Here is a 14,355-nt window from a genome sequence, read left to right as displayed (position 1 = left end):
CGCCGTGTCCGTGCCTGCGTCAGCCGCGCCGGCGGCGGGCCTGCCAGGCCGCGGCCGCGCCGAGCACGACGACGGCGGTGCCGCCGGCGATCAGACCGACGGTGGGACCGCTACCGCCGGTCTCCGCCACGGTCGCATGCGGCTTCTCAGCCTTTGCCGCGCCCCTCTCCCCGGAGGTGGCCACCTGCTCACCGCACCCCGTCTTCGGGTAGCCGGAGATCGCGCACAGCAGCGCCTGGTCGCTGTAGCGCAGCGGCTTCGCGACGGCGGCGAGCGCCTCCGCGCTGGTCGCGTCGTCCGTGACGCGCGCACACGCCGTACGCGGCTTCGGCGGCGTCTCACCGGACGGCGCGTCCTGCGCCGTGCCGAAGTCGACGACGAGCGCCACCCGCTTCTCGCCGCCCTTCGCCGGAGTGTCCGCGCAGATGGCGTCGAAGGAAGCAGCCCCGCGCGGCTTCGCCGAGTCCTGCGAGTCCTCGCTCACGGAGAACCGGAACCCCTGCACATCGCCGTCCGACGGGCGGGCCGTCGACGGGCCCTGCGACGCGTACACCCAAGCGGAGCCGTCGCGGTCCCAGAACGACCAGTAGCGATAGCCGGTCGCCTGCGCCTGACCCGTCCCCGCGACGAGCGCACACAGCACGCCCGATATGAGAACGGCCAGGCTTCGGCGGCGGTACGTGGTCACAGCTGCTGCTTCTTGCGGCCGCTGAACAGGAAGCCGATGCCGATACCGGCGACGGCCGCGACGGCGACGATGTACCAGACGCTGATGTCGCCGTCGTCCTTCTTCTCGTCGGCCGTGGCGGCCTTCGTGGAGGCGGGCGCGGGACCGGTCGCGTTCAGGGCCTTCACGAGGTCGGTGCCGCCGAAGTCACGGGGGTCGTTGCCCGTCGCGTGCGCGGCGAAGATCAGCTGGGCGTAGGCGGCCGGACCGGACTGCCCGGCCCAGTCACCGGCGTTCTTCTCCAGCCAGTCGTACGGGTCCTTCGTGTACTTGACGCCCTCGGCGGCCGCGATCGAGGTGACCGCGTCGGCGGTGTTGCCGTAGTCGGGCTGCGACTTGGTGCTGCCCGGGGTGACGGCCTTCAGATACAGGTGGGTGCTGAGCTGGGTCCGGAGGTAGACGGCCGCGTTGTGCGCGAGGTCCCCGGCCGTCTTGCCGTCCTTGCAGACATAGCTGTCCGGGGCCTTGCCCTTGCCGGGCGCCATGCCGGTCCCGAGCGCGCCGAGCACGCCCGCGGCGGTGGCGTCCGCGTTGGCGGCGAGCTTGCCCTTCTTGTCGGGCTGGTAGGCGAGCGCGCCGCCGTCCTTGCCGTCCGAGCAGGGGAGGGCGAGATCGGCCAGGGCGTCCTGGCCGGTCCTGCCGCGGCCCGACTTCACGCCGGCGGGCTTCTCACCGGCGGCGACGAGCGCGCCGGTCACGACGGCGGTCGAGTTGGCGTCGCTGTCCATGCCGACGTTGTAGCCCCAGCCGCCGTCGCCGTTCTGCGCCTTCTTCAGCCAGTCCACACCGCGGGTGACCTCGCCCTGGCGGCCGCCGACCGCGACGAGGGCCTGTACCGCGGCGGCAGTGCTGTTGCTGTCGACGAGCGTCTTCTTGTCGCACTCGCTGCCCGGCTCGGCGCGGAACGCGGCGAACCCGCCGTTCTCGCACTGCTGTCCCGCGAGCCAGGCCACGGCCTTGCCGGCGGGCTTCACACCGACGGTGTCCTGCGCGAGCAGCGCGAGCGACTGCCGCCAGACACCGTCGTACGTCGGGTCGGTCTTCCCGTAGAGCCCGGAGGGGATCGCCACCGAGGGGGACGCGGAGGGCGCGGAGCCGTCCGCGAGGGCGGCCGGGGCGGTGGCCATGCCGATGACGGCGGTGGCCGCCACGAGCGCGGCGCTGCGGCGAATGTTCATGGTGGGGCGGGTGCCTCTCCCTGCGGGGAGCCGGGCGGCACGGCACACGCGGGCACCGGGCGGCTCCGGCTCCGTATGCCTCGACGGTGCCGGCCACCGGCAAAGGCCGGTGACACGAGCCGGTCACGCGCCGCACGGGGCAGTCCGGCTCACCACCTACGTGGTTCACGGTTGCGGGTCAGCGCCGGATTCGCACCGGCTTCCCCCCGTGCGGGCATGATGACGACCCGCCCACTGTACCGGCCCGTAGGGGACCTCCCCCGGGGCGCCCGAAGGGCCGGGGCAGACCGAAGCCTGCCCCGGCCCTCGGGGACGCGCCTGCCGATGACGACAGGGCTCAGCGGATGTCGACCGGCCCGTCGTCGCCGCTGTCACGGCCGTCGCGACCGTCCACCGGGCTCGACGCCGCCCCCAGGTACCGCTGGATCTCCGTCTCGCCGCCGCTCTTCTTGGCGTCGCCGTCCGGCGCGCCCAGGTTGCGGCGGACCGAGTCGAGGATGGTCAGCCCCTGGCCGACGAGTCCGGCCGCGATCTCACCGAGGCCGTCCGCGCCGTTGAGCACGTTCACGTTGGCGCCCTTGAGACCGCCGGCCGCCTCCTTCACGATCTGCGGCAGCTGGTCGATCAGCATCCGGTCGAGCGCGACCCGGTCGTACGACGCCGCGGCCGCGGCCTGGATCTTCATCCGCTCGGCCTCGGCGATGGCCATGACGCGGATCCGCTCGGCGTCCGCCTCCGCGGGCTTCACGACCTCGGCCACCAGCTGCTGCTGGCGCAGTTCGGCGGCCCGCTCGGCCAGTTCGGTGCGCGCCGTGAGGACCTCCTGCTCGGCGTGCGCCTGGGCCAGCGGCCCGGCCTGGGCGGCCGCCGCCTGCGCGCGGTCCACCTCGGCCTTGTACTCGGCCTGGACGACGGCGGTCTGCCGGGCGTACTCGGCCTGGTTGCGCTGGGCCTCCTGCTGCGCCTGGGTCGAGGCCTGGGTGGCCTGCGCCTGGGCGATCTGGGCCTGCCGCTGGATGGCCGCCTTGTGCGGGGCGGACATCGCGTCGATGTAGCCGGTGTCGCCGTCGTCGATGGACTGGATCTGGAGCGAGTCCACGATCAGCCCGATCTTGGCCATCTCGGCCTTCGAGGTGTCGAGCACCTCGGCGGCGAGCTTCTGCCGCTCCGTGACGATCTCCTCGACCGTCATCGAGCCGATGATGGAGCGCAGGTGACCGGCGAAGATCCGGCCGGTCAGGACCGACATCTGGTCCTGGTCCGACAGGAAGCGCTGGCCGGCGTTGACGATGGACTCCGTGTCGTTGCCGACCTTGAACGCGATGACGGCGCGCACGGTCAGGGCGATGCCCTGCCGGGTCACGCACTTCTCGACGACCTCGGCCTCGGACATGGCCAAGGACAGAAAGCGGGTCTTGCGGAAGATAGGCAGGACGAATTTTCCGTGGCCCGTCACGACCCGGAACGGCGCTCCCCCAAGTCCCCGCCTGCCACCCGAGATCAGCATTGCCTCATCGGGAGCGGGAACGCGATATCCGAACATCCTTCATTCTCCTTAGCGGGCGTCACCCGAGTCGCCGGAGCCGTCGGTCCGCTCGTCGTCGAGCGACGGATCGCTCCAGGCCATGACGACAACCTGGCGGGTGCCGCGGGACTCGATCACCAGGACCGTCGACCCGCGCTCCATGGGTTCGTCGGACCACGCGAGAAACGTCTCGCTGCCGCCCCGCACCCGCACCAGTACCTCGCCCGGGCCATCGGCTCCGCGCGTGGCGATGACCAGCTTCCCCGTACAGCCGACCACGGCCTCGTCCGGCGCCATCGGTGGCCGCCCCCTTGTCGGTCCAGTTCTGAGATGCCAGACATTACGCCTGTTGCCACCCGCCGACCATGTGCCGGAAGGCCCGCCGGCCCGGCTGTTTCGCACACCCGGTAAAGATCGCGCAATGCTGGTCAAGCGCAGGTCAAGTGCGTAGGTCAGACCGGCGCATACGTCACCGGGTCGCTTCCGGCGACCGCCTCCGCGCGGCCGAGTTTCACCAGCCGGCGCAGATGGGCCTCGGCCTCCGAGACCGCGATGGTGCGCGACCCGTAAGGGATCTGTTCCCACGGCCGGTTCCACACCATCCGCTCGGCGAGCTGCCAGGGGGTGAGCGGGGTGGCGAGCAGGGTGAGCAGGCCGGTGAGGCGCTCCTCATGGTGGTCGAGCAGCTCCCTTACGCGGGCGGGGGCGTCGGTGAACGTGTGCTGGTGGGCCGGGAGCACCTCGGCGGGGGCCAGGCGCCCGACGCGTTCCAGCGAGTCCAGGTAGTCGCCGAGCGGGTCGGTGACCGTGGCGTCGTCGGGGTCCTCGTAGAGGCCGATGTGCGGGGTGATACCGGGGAGCAGATGGTCGCCGGAGAAGAGGCGGCCGTTGCCCGCGAGCCCGGCGGGGTGGTCCTCCTCCAGGTGCAGGCAGACATGGCCCGGGGTGTGGCCGGGCGTCCAGATCGCGCGCAGGCGGCGGCCCGGCAGGTCGAGCAGATCGCCCGGGGTGATGGTGCGGTCGGGGAGTGCGGGGGCGAGGCCAGGGAGGCTGCGGGCCCGGCCCGAGTCGCGGGCGGCGATCAGCGGCGCCATGTGCTCCTCGGGGGCGCCGGCCGCGGCGAGCTTCGCGGCCATGAACGCGTACCAGCGCTCCGGCGGGTTCTCCCGGGTGCGGCGCACCACGGAGACATCCGCCTCGTGCATGGCGATCCAGGCGCCGGACGCCTCGCGCACCTTGGCCGACAAGCCGTGGTGGTCGGGGTGGTGATGGGTGATCAGGACCCCCGTCACCGCACCGACGCCCGTGCCGCAGGCGGCGAGGCCCTCGGTGAGCGCGTCCCACGACTCGGGGTCGTCCCAGCCGGTGTCGATGAGGACGGGCCCGTGGTCGGTGTCGAGGAGGTGGACCAGGGTGTAGCCGAGCGGGTTGTCGGGGATCGGCACCCGAAGGGACCAGACGCCTCCGCCGTGGTCGGTCACCTGCGTCATCGGGCCCCACCTCTCGTACGACGACCTCGAACTCCCGCCACTGTAATAGAACTTGTTCCAATGGTCGCCCGGGTCGACTTGTTGCGCGACGGTCGCCTTACCGGGCCGTGGACCCGTGGACTCCTGGAACTGGAACTGGTATCAGTTTCCAGAGGTTCTGATGCAGTGTCAGAAAACGTCCCGCGAGAGGCGGTCGGTCATGACCGGGCATGGGGAACGACTTGAGCACGAGTTCGTGGAGCACGGACAGCTCTATATCGGCGGGGAGTTGACGAAGCCGTCCGGCACGGACGTCATCGAGGTGATCTCCCCGCACAGCGGCGAGGTCTTCGGGCGCGTGCCGCACGCGGCGCCCGCCGATGTCGACCGCGCGGTCGCCGCCGCCCGCCGGGCGTTCGACGAAGGACCCTGGCCGCGGCTCCCGCTCGATGAGCGGATCGCAGTCGTCACCCGCATCAAGGACGCGATCGCCGTACGGCACGAGGAGATCGCCCGCCTCATCTCCTGCGAGAACGGCTCCCCGTACTCATGGAGCGTCCTCGCGCAGGCCCTCGGCGCGATGATGGTGTGGGACTCCGCGATCACCGTCGCGAAGAACTTCCGTTACGAGGAGACGCGCGACGGCGCGCTCGGGAAGATCCTCGTGCGGCGCGAGCCGGTCGGCGTCGTGGCGGCCGTGGTCCCGTGGAACGTCCCGCAGTTCGTGGCCGCCGCCAAGCTGGCGCCCGCGCTGCTCGCCGGCTGCACCGTCGTCCTCAAGCCGTCGCCGGAGTCGCCGCTCGACGCGTATCTGCTCGGCGAGATCGCGACGGAGGCGGGCCTTCCGGAGGGGGTCCTGTCCATCCTTCCCGCGGATCGCGAGGTCAGTGAGTACCTCGTCGGGCACCCAGGCGTCGACAAGGTCTCCTTCACCGGATCGGTGGCCGCGGGCAGGCGCGTCATGGAGGTCGCCTCGCGCAATCTCACCCACGTCACCCTCGAGCTCGGCGGCAAGTCCGCGGCCGTCGTCCTGCCGGACGCCGACCTCGCGACGACCGTCCCCGGCCTCGTCCAGTCCGCCTGGATGAACAACGGCCAGGCCTGCGTCGCCCAGACCCGCATCCTCCTGCCCCGCTCGCGCTACGACGAGTTCGCCGGAGCGCTCACGGAGGCGGCGGCTGCGCTCGTCGTCGGCGACCCGCTCGACCCGGCGACCCAGGTCGGCCCGCTGGTCGCCGAGCGCCAGCAGCGCCGCTCGCTCGACTACATCCGCATCGGCCAGGAGGAGGGCGCCAAGATCCTCACCGGCGGCGGCCGTCCCGCCGGGCTCGACCGGGGCTGGTACGTGGAGCCGACCCTGTTCGGCGGCGTCGACAACTCGATGCGCATCGCCCGCGAGGAGATCTTCGGCCCCGTCATCTGCCTGCTCCCGTACGGCGACGAGGCCGAGGCGGTGAAGATCGCCAACGACTCCGACTACGGGCTCAGCGGCAGTGTGTGGACGGCCGACGTCGCACACGGCATCGACGTCGCACGGCAGGTGCGCACCGGCACGTACAGCGTGAACACCTTCAGCCTCGACATGCTCGGCCCCTTCGGCGGCTACAAGAACTCCGGTCTCGGCAGGGAGTTCGGACCCGAGGGGTACAGCGCCTACCTGGAGCACAAGATGATCCATCTGCCGGCCGGCTGGGAGGCGTGATGGGTGACCGCTGGCACGTCGAGGTCGACCGGGGTGTGTGCATCGGCTCGGCCCAGTGCGTCCACCACGCCCCGGACGCCTTCCGTCTCGACTCCGGCATGCAGTCCCGCCCGGTCGAGGCGGAGACCGACGCCAACGAGAAGATCCTGGCGGCGGCGGAGGGCTGCCCCGTGGAAGCCGTCATGATCACGCTCCTTGGCAGCGGGGAGCCGGTTTTCCCGCCGGAAGACTGAAGACTCGCCGGAAGAATGAAGAAAAGTTGCCTTTGGGGGGTTGCATCATGTAATGGGCGGTATATTCTGGTATTGGCCTATGAGGCGAGTGAGGGAGTCCCACCGGAGTAGCCGACTGAGGCGTGACGCAAACTGCATCCGCCGTGGCCGACGTCGACGGTAGGGCTGAGAGGCCGGAAGGCAGTAGCAGAGCCGGAAGGCGACCCCTAACACCTGATCCGGGTAATGCCGGCGCAGGGAACCCGTCTCGTAGGTCTTTTCTGTGCCCCGGTGCGGCTCGCGCCCCGGGGCCCGGTATTGCGCGGTGCCGCCTACTTCTGGGCGTCCGGCGTGGTGAGGTCGATCAGCCGGCAGACCGTCTCGATGTCTATCTTCACCTGCGCGATCGAGGCGCGCCCCGACAGCCAGGTGATGAGCGCCGAGTGCCAGGTGTGTTCGATGACGCGGACCGCGGAGAGCTGCTGCGGCGTCGGGTCGTCGAGCTCCATGGCGTCCAGGATGATCGCCGTCGTCTGGCGGGAGACCTGGTCGACCTCGGGGCTCACGCTGCGGTCGGCAAAGGTCAGGGCGCGCACCATCGCGTCGGCGAGGTGCGGCTCGCGCTGGAGCGCGCGGAACGCCCGCATCAGGGTCTCCGCGACCCGCTCCGAGGGCAGGTCGGACGAGGGCGGGCGCTTGCGGACCGTCGCGTGCATGTGCTGGAGCTGGTCCTGCATCGTGGCCACGAGGAGATGCACCTTGGACGGGAAGTACCGGTACAGCGTGCCGAGCGCGACCTGCGAGGACTCGGCGACCTCACGCATCTGCACCGCGTCGAACCCGCCGCGGCTGGCCAGCTGGGCGCTCGCGTGCAGGATGCGGCGGCGGCGCGCCTCCTGGCGCTCGGTGAGGGGTGGCGACGCCGGATGTGCTGTCTTCGCTTCCGCTGTCATGTGTCCCGTTCCGTGGCTGTCACGCCGTAATCCGGTGCTTTCGAGAGGCTCATCATGGCAGGGGAGCGGGGGCTCCGTCGTGGCGCGAATCACCTGATCCGAGCGTTACAGCGAGGCTACCTGCCGGTAGATTCTGTGCTCCTTGAAGGATCAAGGAGCCGGCAACTCTGAAACTTGTTCTAGATTACCGCCCACGCGTAGTCTCGCGTGAACGTGCCGCGAGAAGGGGGCCACGAGTGACCGCTGAGGCCATGGAGGCGGGCCCCCGGGCCGGGTCCTCCGCCGACGGTGACCGTCCGTTGCGCATCGCTCTCCTTACGTACAAGGGGAACCCGTTCTGCGGCGGACAGGGCGTCTACGTACGCCATCTGTCCCGCGAACTCGCCCGGCTCGGGCACCAGGTCGAGGTCATCGGCTCCCAGCCGTACCCCGTGCTCGACGAGGGTGAGGATCTGAAGGGGCTCCGGCTCACCGAGCTGCCCAGCCTCGACCTGTACCGCAGCCCCGACCCGTTCCGCACCCCGGGGCGCGACGAGTACCGCGACTGGGTGGACGCGCTCGAGGTCGGCACCATGTGGACCGGCGGCTTCCCCGAACCCCTCACGTTCTCGCTGCGCGCCCGGCGGCATCTGCGGGCGCGGCGCGGCGAGTTCGACATCGTGCACGACAACCAGACGCTGGGGTACGGCCTGTTGGGCGGGCCCGCCGCGCTCGGCGCGCCCCTCGTCACCACGATCCACCACCCCATCACCGTCGACCGGCAGCTGGAGATCGACGCCGCGCCCGACTGGAAGCGGCGCGCCTCCGTACGGCGCTGGTACGCGTTCACGCGGATGCAGAAGCGCGTCGCCCGCCGCCTGCCGTCCGTGCTCACCGTCTCCGGGACCTCGCGCCAGGAGATCGTCGACCACCTCGGCGTGCGCCAGGACCGGATCCGCGTCGTCCACATCGGCGCCGACACCGACCTGTTCTCGCCGGACCCCTCGGTCGCCGAGGTGCCGGGCCGCATCGTGACGACGTCCAGCGCCGACGTCCCCCTCAAGGGACTCGTCTTCCTCGTCGAGGCGCTCGCCAAGGTCCGCACCGAGAACCCGGCCGCCCACCTCGTCGTCGTCGGCAAGCGCGCCGAGGACGGGCCCGTCGCCGCGGCCATCGAGAAGTACGGCCTCGAAGGCGCCGTGTCCTTCGTCAAGGGCATCACCGACGCCGAACTCGTCGACCTCGTACGGTCGGCGGAGGTCGCCTGCGTGCCCTCCCTGTACGAGGGCTTCTCGCTGCCCGCGGCGGAGGCCATGGCCACCGGCACCCCCCTGGTCGCCACCACCGGCGGAGCGATCCCCGAGGTCGCCGGGCGCGACGGGGAGACCTGCCTCGCGGTGCCCACCGGCGACGCGGGAGCGCTGGCCATCGCGCTCGGCAGACTCCTGGACGACCCGCGGCTGCGGGCGCGGCTCGGCGCCGCCGGACGCGAACGCGTCCTCGGGAACTTCACCTGGGCCCGCGCGGCGCTCGGCACCGCCGAGCTCTACCGCGAGTCCATCGCCCGCTCGGCCGGCCGGACCACCGGCGCCGCGGCCACCACCCCTCTCGAACGTGCAGGATCCGACCGCGAAAGCAGGGCCACGTGCTGACCGTCGACTTCACCCGCTTCCCGCTCGCCGCAGGCGACCGCGTCCTCGACCTCGGCTGCGGAGCCGGGCGGCACGCGTTCGAGTGCTACCGGCGCGGGGCCCAGGTGGTCGCCCTCGACCAGAACGGCGAGGAGATCCGCGAGGTCGCCAAGTGGTTCGCCGCGATGAAGGAGGCCGGTGAGGCCCCCGCCGGGGCCACGGCCACCGCCATGGAGGGCGACGCCCTCAACCTCCCCTTCCCGGACGCCTCGTTCGACGTCGTCATCATCTCCGAGGTGATGGAGCACATCCCCGACGACAAGGGCGTGCTCGCCGAGATGGTCCGCGTCCTCAAGCCGGGCGGACGCATAGCCGTGACCGTGCCCCGCTACGGCCCCGAGAAGGTCTGCTGGACCCTCAGCGACGCCTACCACGAGGTCGAGGGCGGCCACATCCGCATCTACAAGGCGGACGAACTCCTCGGCAAGATGCGCGAGGCGGGCCTCAAGCCGTACGGCACCCACCACGCGCACGCCCTGCACTCGCCGTACTGGTGGCTGAAGTGCGCCTTCGGCGTCGACAACGACAAGGCGCTGCCCGTGCGGGCGTACCACAAGCTCCTGGTCTGGGACATCATGAAGAAGCCGGCGCTCACCCGGGTGACCGAGCAGCTCCTCAACCCGGTCGTCGGCAAGAGCTTCGTCGCGTACGCCACCAAGCCGCACCTGCCCAAGGCCGAGGCGTGACGAGCCCGGAGAAGACCGAACACCTCGTCCTGCCCGGCGTACTGACCGCCGAGCAGGCCGCCGCGACCGTCCGCGGGCTCCTCGCCGTGCAGCGCGAGGACGGCGCCATACCGTGGTTCCGCGGCCACCACCTCGACCCGTGGGACCACACCGAGGCCGCCATGGCCCTCGACGCGGCCGGCGAGCACGACGCCGCCGAGCGCGCCTACGACTGGCTCGCCCGCCACCAGAACGAGGACGGCTCCTGGTACGCGGCCTACGCCGACGGCGACGCCGGTGACGTCACCGACCACGGCCGCGAGACGAACTTCGTCGCCTACGTCGCCGTGGGCGCCTGGCACCACTACCTCTCCACCGGCGACGACGCCTTCCTCGACCGCATCTGGCCCACCGTGTACGCGGCCATGGAGTTCGTCCTGCGGCTCCAGCAGCCCGGCGGGCAGATCGGCTGGAAGCGCGAGCCGGACGGGACACCCGTCAACGAGGCGCTTCTTACAGGCAGTTCGTCCGTGCACCACGCGCTGCGGTGCGCCCTCGCCATCGCCCAAGAGCGCGAAGAGCCCCAGCCCGACTGGGAGTTGGCGGCCGGCAGCCTGCGGCACGCGATCCGCCGCCACCCCGAGCGGTTCCTCGACAAGGACCGCTACTCCATGGACTGGTACTACCCCGTCCTCGGCGGCGCCCTCACCGGCGTCGAGGCCGAGGAGCGCATCCAGGCGTCCTGGGACCGCTTCGTCGTCCCCGGGCTCGGCGTGCGCTGCGTCGTCCCCAACCCGTGGGTCACCGGCGGTGAGAGCGCCGAACTCGCCCTCGCCCTGTGGGCGGTGGGCGAGTCGGACCGAGCTCTGGACATCCTCCAGTCGATCCAGCACCTGCGCGACCCGGAGTCGGGCCTGTACTGGACCGGCTACGTCTTCGACGACCGGGCGGTCTGGCCTAGGGAACTGACCGCGTGGACGGCCGGTTCGGTGCTGCTCGCCGTCGCCGCGCTCGGCGGCGACGAGGCCACCTGCTCGGTGTTCGGCGGCCGCCTCCCGGCGGGCTTCGAACCGGACTGCTGCGAGGGAAGCCCGGCTCAGTAGCGGCGCAGGCGGCCCGCGACGAGGTGACCGACGACCAGGTACACCAGGGCCGCCAGGCCGTAGCCCGCGACCACCCGCGCCCATGCGTCGTCGAACGTGAACATGTCGTGCGACCAGCCGGCGAGCCACAGGGCCGCGTCGTGGATGAACTGCACCAGGGAGTTGGCTCGGTTGGCTTCCAGCAGGTACATCAGGATCCACAGGCCGAGGATGGCGGCCAGGATGTCTGCGACGACCATCACGATCGTCGCGGCTTGGTTGGTGCCTCGCGTTGCTTGGCTGGGAGACATGAAGCACGGGTTACCGCTCCACAGCGGGTGAAACCCGTACGGGCCCGCCCGAGTGGCACGGCCATGGGGCCCGGGGGACGCTGCCAGGAGCAGCAGCACCGTGCCCTGGAGGTTGGTCGTGACCGGTTCCACCCTGCCCATACGCCGCGCCGTCGTGGCGCTCACCGTCAGCTCCGCGCTCCTCGTGGGCGGGACGGCGTGCAGCAACAACGACACGACGAAGGCCAAGGCCAAGGCGTCGGCCACCGTGGCCGCGGAGGTGGCGGAACCGACCGCCAGCACCTCCGCCGAGAAGCAGAAGTTCGCCAAGACGCGCTTCGTCGCCAACGCGGGGCTCGCGGCCGGCGCGACCTACCAGTGGATCATCAAGCCGTACCGCAAGGGCAAGTTCAAGAAGGGTGCCCACGGGCGGAAGCTCGCCCTCGTCAAGGCGGGTGTCGCGGGCGCGTTCACGTACAACAGGCTGAAGGCGGCCGTGAAGAACGCGAAGGGCGACCCGCTGCTCTCCAAGGCCGTCGCGCCGCTCACGGCGGGCATCGACAAGCTCAAGGACCTGCCGTCCAAGCTGCGCAAGGGCGACGGCACGGATGCCGCCGTCAACTCCTTCGACGATGTCATCAACTCGGTGAAGGACGCGGGCAAGGGGGCGGGCGCCGAGGTGAAGGACAAGGTGCCGTCGGCGAAGGAGCTGTCCTCGGGCTCGTAGCGCCGACTCTCCAACCGGGCTTGCAAGGCTACGAGTTGAGCTCGGCCAGGACTCGCAGTGTGTGCGGGTCCGGGGCCAGGACGAGAAGGTCGGTGACCGGGCCCTTGCGCCACAGCTCAAGACGTTCGGCGATGCGCCCCCGCGGGCCGACCAGCGAGATCTCGTCGGCGAAGGCGTCCGGCACGGCCAGCACGGCTTCCTCGCGCCGTCCCGCGAGGAAGAGCTCCTGGACCCGGCGGGCCTCGTCCGCGTACCCCATGCGCGCCATCAGGTCCGCGTGGAAGTTGCGCTTGGCGTGGCCCATGCCGCCGATGTAGAAGCCCAGCATCGCCTTCACCGGCAGCAGCCCCTCCGCGACGTCGTCGCAGACCGTGACCCGGGCCATGGGCGCGATCACGAAGCCCTCGGGGAGGTCGGTGAGGGAGGCCTCGTACGCGTCCGTGCGCGTCGGCGACCAGTACAGCGGGAGCCAGCCGTCCGCGATGCGGGTCGTCTGCGCGATGTTCTTCGGCCCCTCGGCGCCAAGGACGATGGGGAGTTCGGAGCGCAGGGGATGCGTGATCGGCTTCAGCGGCTTGCCGAGGCCGGTGGCGTCCTCGCCGCGGTACGGGTGGGCGTGGAAGCGGCCGGCCACCTCGACAGGGCCCTCGCGCCGCAGGACCTGCCGCACCACGTCGACGTACTCGCGGGTCGCCGTGAGCGGCGACCTCGGGAACGGCCGCCCGTACCAGCCCTCCACCACCTGCGGCCCCGACAGGCCGAGCCCCAGCATCATGCGGCCGCCGGACAGATGGTCGAGGGTGAGCGCGTGCATCGCCGTCGTCGTGGGGGAGCGGGCCGCCATCTGTGCGATCGCCGTGCCCAGGCGGATACGCGAGGTGTGCGCCGCGATCCACGTCAGCGGCGTGAACGCGTCGCTGCCCCAGGACTCGGCGGTCCACACCGAGTCGTAGCCCAACCGCTCGGCCTCCTGGGCGAGTTCGAGGTGGCGCGGGTCGGGACCGCGGCCCCAGTAGCCGAGCGCGAGTCCGAGTCGCATGGCCGCTCCCCTTTCTGACGCACTGTCAGTTCGTGGTTCCGGGGCGACTGTACGACAACGGCCCCCCACCCGGAAGACGGGTGAGGGGCCGTGACGCGGAAGCCGGGGCGATGTCAGCCGCGCTGGATCCCGGTCGTGTCCTGGAGGACGCCGCGACGGCCGTCCTGCGTCTGGGCCACCAGGCCCGGGCCGCGCTGCTCGACGGCCAGGTACCACGTGCCGGGCGCCAGCTCGGCGATCGGCGTCGGGGAGCCGTCCTCGGCGTACAGCGGACGCGGCACCGGTACCGCGAACCAGAACGGCGAGAAGTCACCGGCCGGGGCCTGCGCGGCCTGCGGCGCGGGCGCCGCCTGCTGCTGCGGCTGGGCGGCACCGTAGGGCTGACCGGGCTGACCGGGCTGACCCGGCTGACCGGGCTGACCAGGCTGTGCGCCGTAGGGCTGGCCCGGCTGCTGGGCGCCCGGGTAGCCGTAAGCACCGGCGGGCTGCGCGCCGTACGGCTGCGGGGCCTGCGGACGCGGGGCGCCGACGAGGGCACCCTTCAGCGCGGGCACGAGCGGCGTCGCGACAGCGGCACCCGCGAGCACGAGGGCGGCGATCAGGCCGAGGATGGCGCCGGTGCCGGCACCGAACGCGCTGTCCGGGAACGAGCCGATGTTGTTCCAGCCACCCGCCGGGTCGAAGATGTTCCCGAGCGCGCTCCACGCCGAGAACACGGCGAGCGCGATGCCGAACTGGCCGAGGTCGAGACCGGCGACCTTCGGCACGCTGGGCAGCCCCCGGGCGACGACGATCAGCGCGGCGGCGATGATGCCCGCGAGGAAGACGCTCATCAGGAGCGGTGCGCTCTCCCACGCGTTCGGGAGGCTTTCGCCGCTGGAGTTCCCGTCGACCGAATAGATATCGAGGAACGAGGCGATGAAGAGCAACACCGCTGCTCCGATCACCACGCCGTCGCCTCGAGTGAGGGAGCGGATATTCACTTCAGGAGGTCCTTCGTCTGTCGTCAGGTCATAGGCGGAGGCGTCGCTGTCGCTGCTGTGCCGTGCGAAGCGCGGGGGTGGCCCCACATCGTAGGGAGACACTATCGTCCGCGCGGCGGGGGTGTCTGCCGAG

15 protein-coding genes are annotated in these 14,355 nt (G+C 71.4%); 6 read left to right on the top strand and 9 right to left on the bottom strand.

Annotated elements, in window-relative coordinates; all coding sequences use genetic code 11:
* Positions 1-19 precede the first annotated feature (19 nt).
* From ACY0PA_RS14975 to ACY0PA_RS14955, 5 genes are all read right to left on the bottom strand, one after another.
* The gene (locus ACY0PA_RS14975) at positions 20-688 is read right to left on the bottom strand and encodes an SCO2322 family protein (RefSeq protein WP_473085099.1); all 669 of its coding nucleotides are present in this window, start codon (positions 686-688) and stop codon (positions 20-22) included.
* Positions 685-1,905: a prenyltransferase/squalene oxidase repeat-containing protein gene (locus ACY0PA_RS14970; RefSeq protein WP_473085098.1), complete on the bottom strand. Its 1,221-nt coding sequence runs from the start codon at positions 1,903-1,905 to the stop codon at positions 685-687. The genes ACY0PA_RS14975 and ACY0PA_RS14970 overlap by 4 nt, the downstream gene beginning before the upstream one ends.
* Positions 1,906-2,242: 337 nt before the next feature.
* Positions 2,243-3,448: an SPFH domain-containing protein gene (locus ACY0PA_RS14965; RefSeq protein ID WP_473085097.1), complete on the bottom strand. Its 1,206-nt coding sequence runs from the start codon at positions 3,446-3,448 to the stop codon at positions 2,243-2,245.
* A gap of 12 nt (positions 3,449-3,460) precedes the next feature.
* Positions 3,461-3,727: a hypothetical protein gene (locus ACY0PA_RS14960; RefSeq protein WP_473085096.1), complete on the bottom strand. Its 267-nt coding sequence runs from the start codon at positions 3,725-3,727 to the stop codon at positions 3,461-3,463.
* Positions 3,728-3,882: 155 nt separating this feature from the next.
* Positions 3,883-4,920, bottom strand: a complete 1,038-nt coding sequence (locus tag ACY0PA_RS14955; RefSeq protein ID WP_473085095.1) for an MBL fold metallo-hydrolase — start codon at positions 4,918-4,920, stop codon at positions 3,883-3,885.
* A gap of 199 nt (positions 4,921-5,119) precedes the next feature.
* Between ACY0PA_RS14955 and ACY0PA_RS14950 the strand changes: the two genes are divergently transcribed.
* Together ACY0PA_RS14950 and ACY0PA_RS14945 are read left to right on the top strand one after the other, a co-directional pair.
* Complete coding sequence (locus tag ACY0PA_RS14950; RefSeq protein ID WP_473085094.1) at positions 5,120-6,601, top strand: aldehyde dehydrogenase; 1,482 nt, start codon at positions 5,120-5,122, stop codon at positions 6,599-6,601.
* The gene (locus ACY0PA_RS14945) at positions 6,601-6,834 is read left to right on the top strand and encodes a ferredoxin (RefSeq protein WP_356272833.1); all 234 of its coding nucleotides are present in this window, start codon (positions 6,601-6,603) and stop codon (positions 6,832-6,834) included. Before ACY0PA_RS14950 ends, ACY0PA_RS14945 begins: the two co-directional genes overlap by 1 nt.
* Positions 6,835-7,145: 311 nt before the next feature.
* On the opposite strand, the gene ACY0PA_RS14940 is transcribed toward ACY0PA_RS14945, so the two are convergent.
* Complete coding sequence (locus tag ACY0PA_RS14940) at positions 7,146-7,766, bottom strand: TetR family transcriptional regulator (protein WP_326713227.1); 621 nt, start codon at positions 7,764-7,766, stop codon at positions 7,146-7,148.
* Between the two features lie 236 nt (positions 7,767-8,002).
* On the opposite strand from ACY0PA_RS14940, the gene ACY0PA_RS14935 reads away from it, so the two are divergent.
* The 3 genes from ACY0PA_RS14935 to ACY0PA_RS14925 are packed head-to-tail and all read left to right on the top strand — an operon-like array spanning position 8,003 to position 11,204.
* Positions 8,003-9,397 carry a glycosyltransferase family 4 protein gene (locus ACY0PA_RS14935; protein WP_473085093.1) on the top strand — a complete coding sequence of 465 codons (1,395 nt, stop codon included), beginning with the start codon at positions 8,003-8,005 and terminating at the stop codon, positions 9,395-9,397.
* Positions 9,391-10,122, top strand: coding sequence for a class I SAM-dependent methyltransferase (locus ACY0PA_RS14930; RefSeq protein ID WP_326775988.1), 732 nt, complete (start codon positions 9,391-9,393; stop codon positions 10,120-10,122). Before ACY0PA_RS14935 ends, ACY0PA_RS14930 begins: the two co-directional genes overlap by 7 nt.
* Positions 10,119-11,204, top strand: coding sequence for a prenyltransferase (locus ACY0PA_RS14925; RefSeq protein WP_473085092.1), 1,086 nt, complete (start codon positions 10,119-10,121; stop codon positions 11,202-11,204). The genes ACY0PA_RS14930 and ACY0PA_RS14925 overlap by 4 nt, the downstream gene beginning before the upstream one ends.
* Here the strand turns inward: ACY0PA_RS14925 and ACY0PA_RS14920 are convergent.
* Positions 11,198-11,494: a hypothetical protein gene (locus tag ACY0PA_RS14920; protein WP_473085091.1), complete on the bottom strand. Its 297-nt coding sequence runs from the start codon at positions 11,492-11,494 to the stop codon at positions 11,198-11,200. The two genes, ACY0PA_RS14925 and ACY0PA_RS14920, sit on opposite strands and share 7 nt — an antisense overlap.
* A gap of 112 nt (positions 11,495-11,606) precedes the next feature.
* Here ACY0PA_RS14920 and ACY0PA_RS14915 point away from each other — a divergent pair, with 112 nt between their 5' ends.
* The gene (locus ACY0PA_RS14915) at positions 11,607-12,200 is read left to right on the top strand and encodes a hypothetical protein (protein ID WP_473086322.1); all 594 of its coding nucleotides are present in this window, start codon (positions 11,607-11,609) and stop codon (positions 12,198-12,200) included.
* Between the two features lie 28 nt (positions 12,201-12,228).
* Here the strand turns inward: ACY0PA_RS14915 and ACY0PA_RS14910 are convergent, their stop codons facing one another.
* Together ACY0PA_RS14910 and ACY0PA_RS14905 are read right to left on the bottom strand one after the other, a co-directional pair.
* Complete coding sequence (locus ACY0PA_RS14910) at positions 12,229-13,239, bottom strand: LLM class F420-dependent oxidoreductase (protein ID WP_473085090.1); 1,011 nt, start codon at positions 13,237-13,239, stop codon at positions 12,229-12,231.
* Between the two features lie 113 nt (positions 13,240-13,352).
* Positions 13,353-14,222, bottom strand: coding sequence for a hypothetical protein (locus ACY0PA_RS14905; protein WP_473085089.1), 870 nt, complete (start codon positions 14,220-14,222; stop codon positions 13,353-13,355).
* Positions 14,223-14,355: the final 133 nt, after the last annotated feature.

Source organism: Streptomyces sp. DS1-CR2 (genome assembly GCF_055760475.1).
The sequence above is the reverse complement of the archived record's forward strand: the minus strand, read 5'-3'. Positions and strand labels throughout refer to the sequence as shown.

What these genes read in the sequence shown, in the direction of transcription:
- ACY0PA_RS14910 (WP_473085090.1), bottom strand. Translation starts at nt 13,239, where the DNA reads ATGCGACTCGGACTCGCGCTCGGCTACTGGGGCCGCGGTCCCGACCCG.
- ACY0PA_RS14960 (WP_473085096.1), bottom strand. Translation starts at nt 3,727, where the DNA reads ATGGCGCCGGACGAGGCCGTGGTCGGCTGTACGGGGAAGCTGGTCATC.
- ACY0PA_RS14920 (WP_473085091.1), bottom strand. Translation starts at nt 11,494, where the DNA reads ATGTCTCCCAGCCAAGCAACGCGAGGCACCAACCAAGCCGCGACGATC.
- ACY0PA_RS14950 (WP_473085094.1), top strand. Translation starts at nt 5,120, where the DNA reads ATGACCGGGCATGGGGAACGACTTGAGCACGAGTTCGTGGAGCACGGA.
- ACY0PA_RS14965 (WP_473085097.1), bottom strand. Translation starts at nt 3,448, where the DNA reads ATGTTCGGATATCGCGTTCCCGCTCCCGATGAGGCAATGCTGATCTCG.
- ACY0PA_RS14945 (WP_356272833.1), top strand. Translation starts at nt 6,601, where the DNA reads ATGGGTGACCGCTGGCACGTCGAGGTCGACCGGGGTGTGTGCATCGGC.
- ACY0PA_RS14940 (WP_326713227.1), bottom strand. Translation starts at nt 7,766, where the DNA reads ATGACAGCGGAAGCGAAGACAGCACATCCGGCGTCGCCACCCCTCACC.
- ACY0PA_RS14970 (WP_473085098.1), bottom strand. Translation starts at nt 1,905, where the DNA reads ATGAACATTCGCCGCAGCGCCGCGCTCGTGGCGGCCACCGCCGTCATC.
- ACY0PA_RS14955 (WP_473085095.1), bottom strand. Translation starts at nt 4,920, where the DNA reads ATGACGCAGGTGACCGACCACGGCGGAGGCGTCTGGTCCCTTCGGGTG.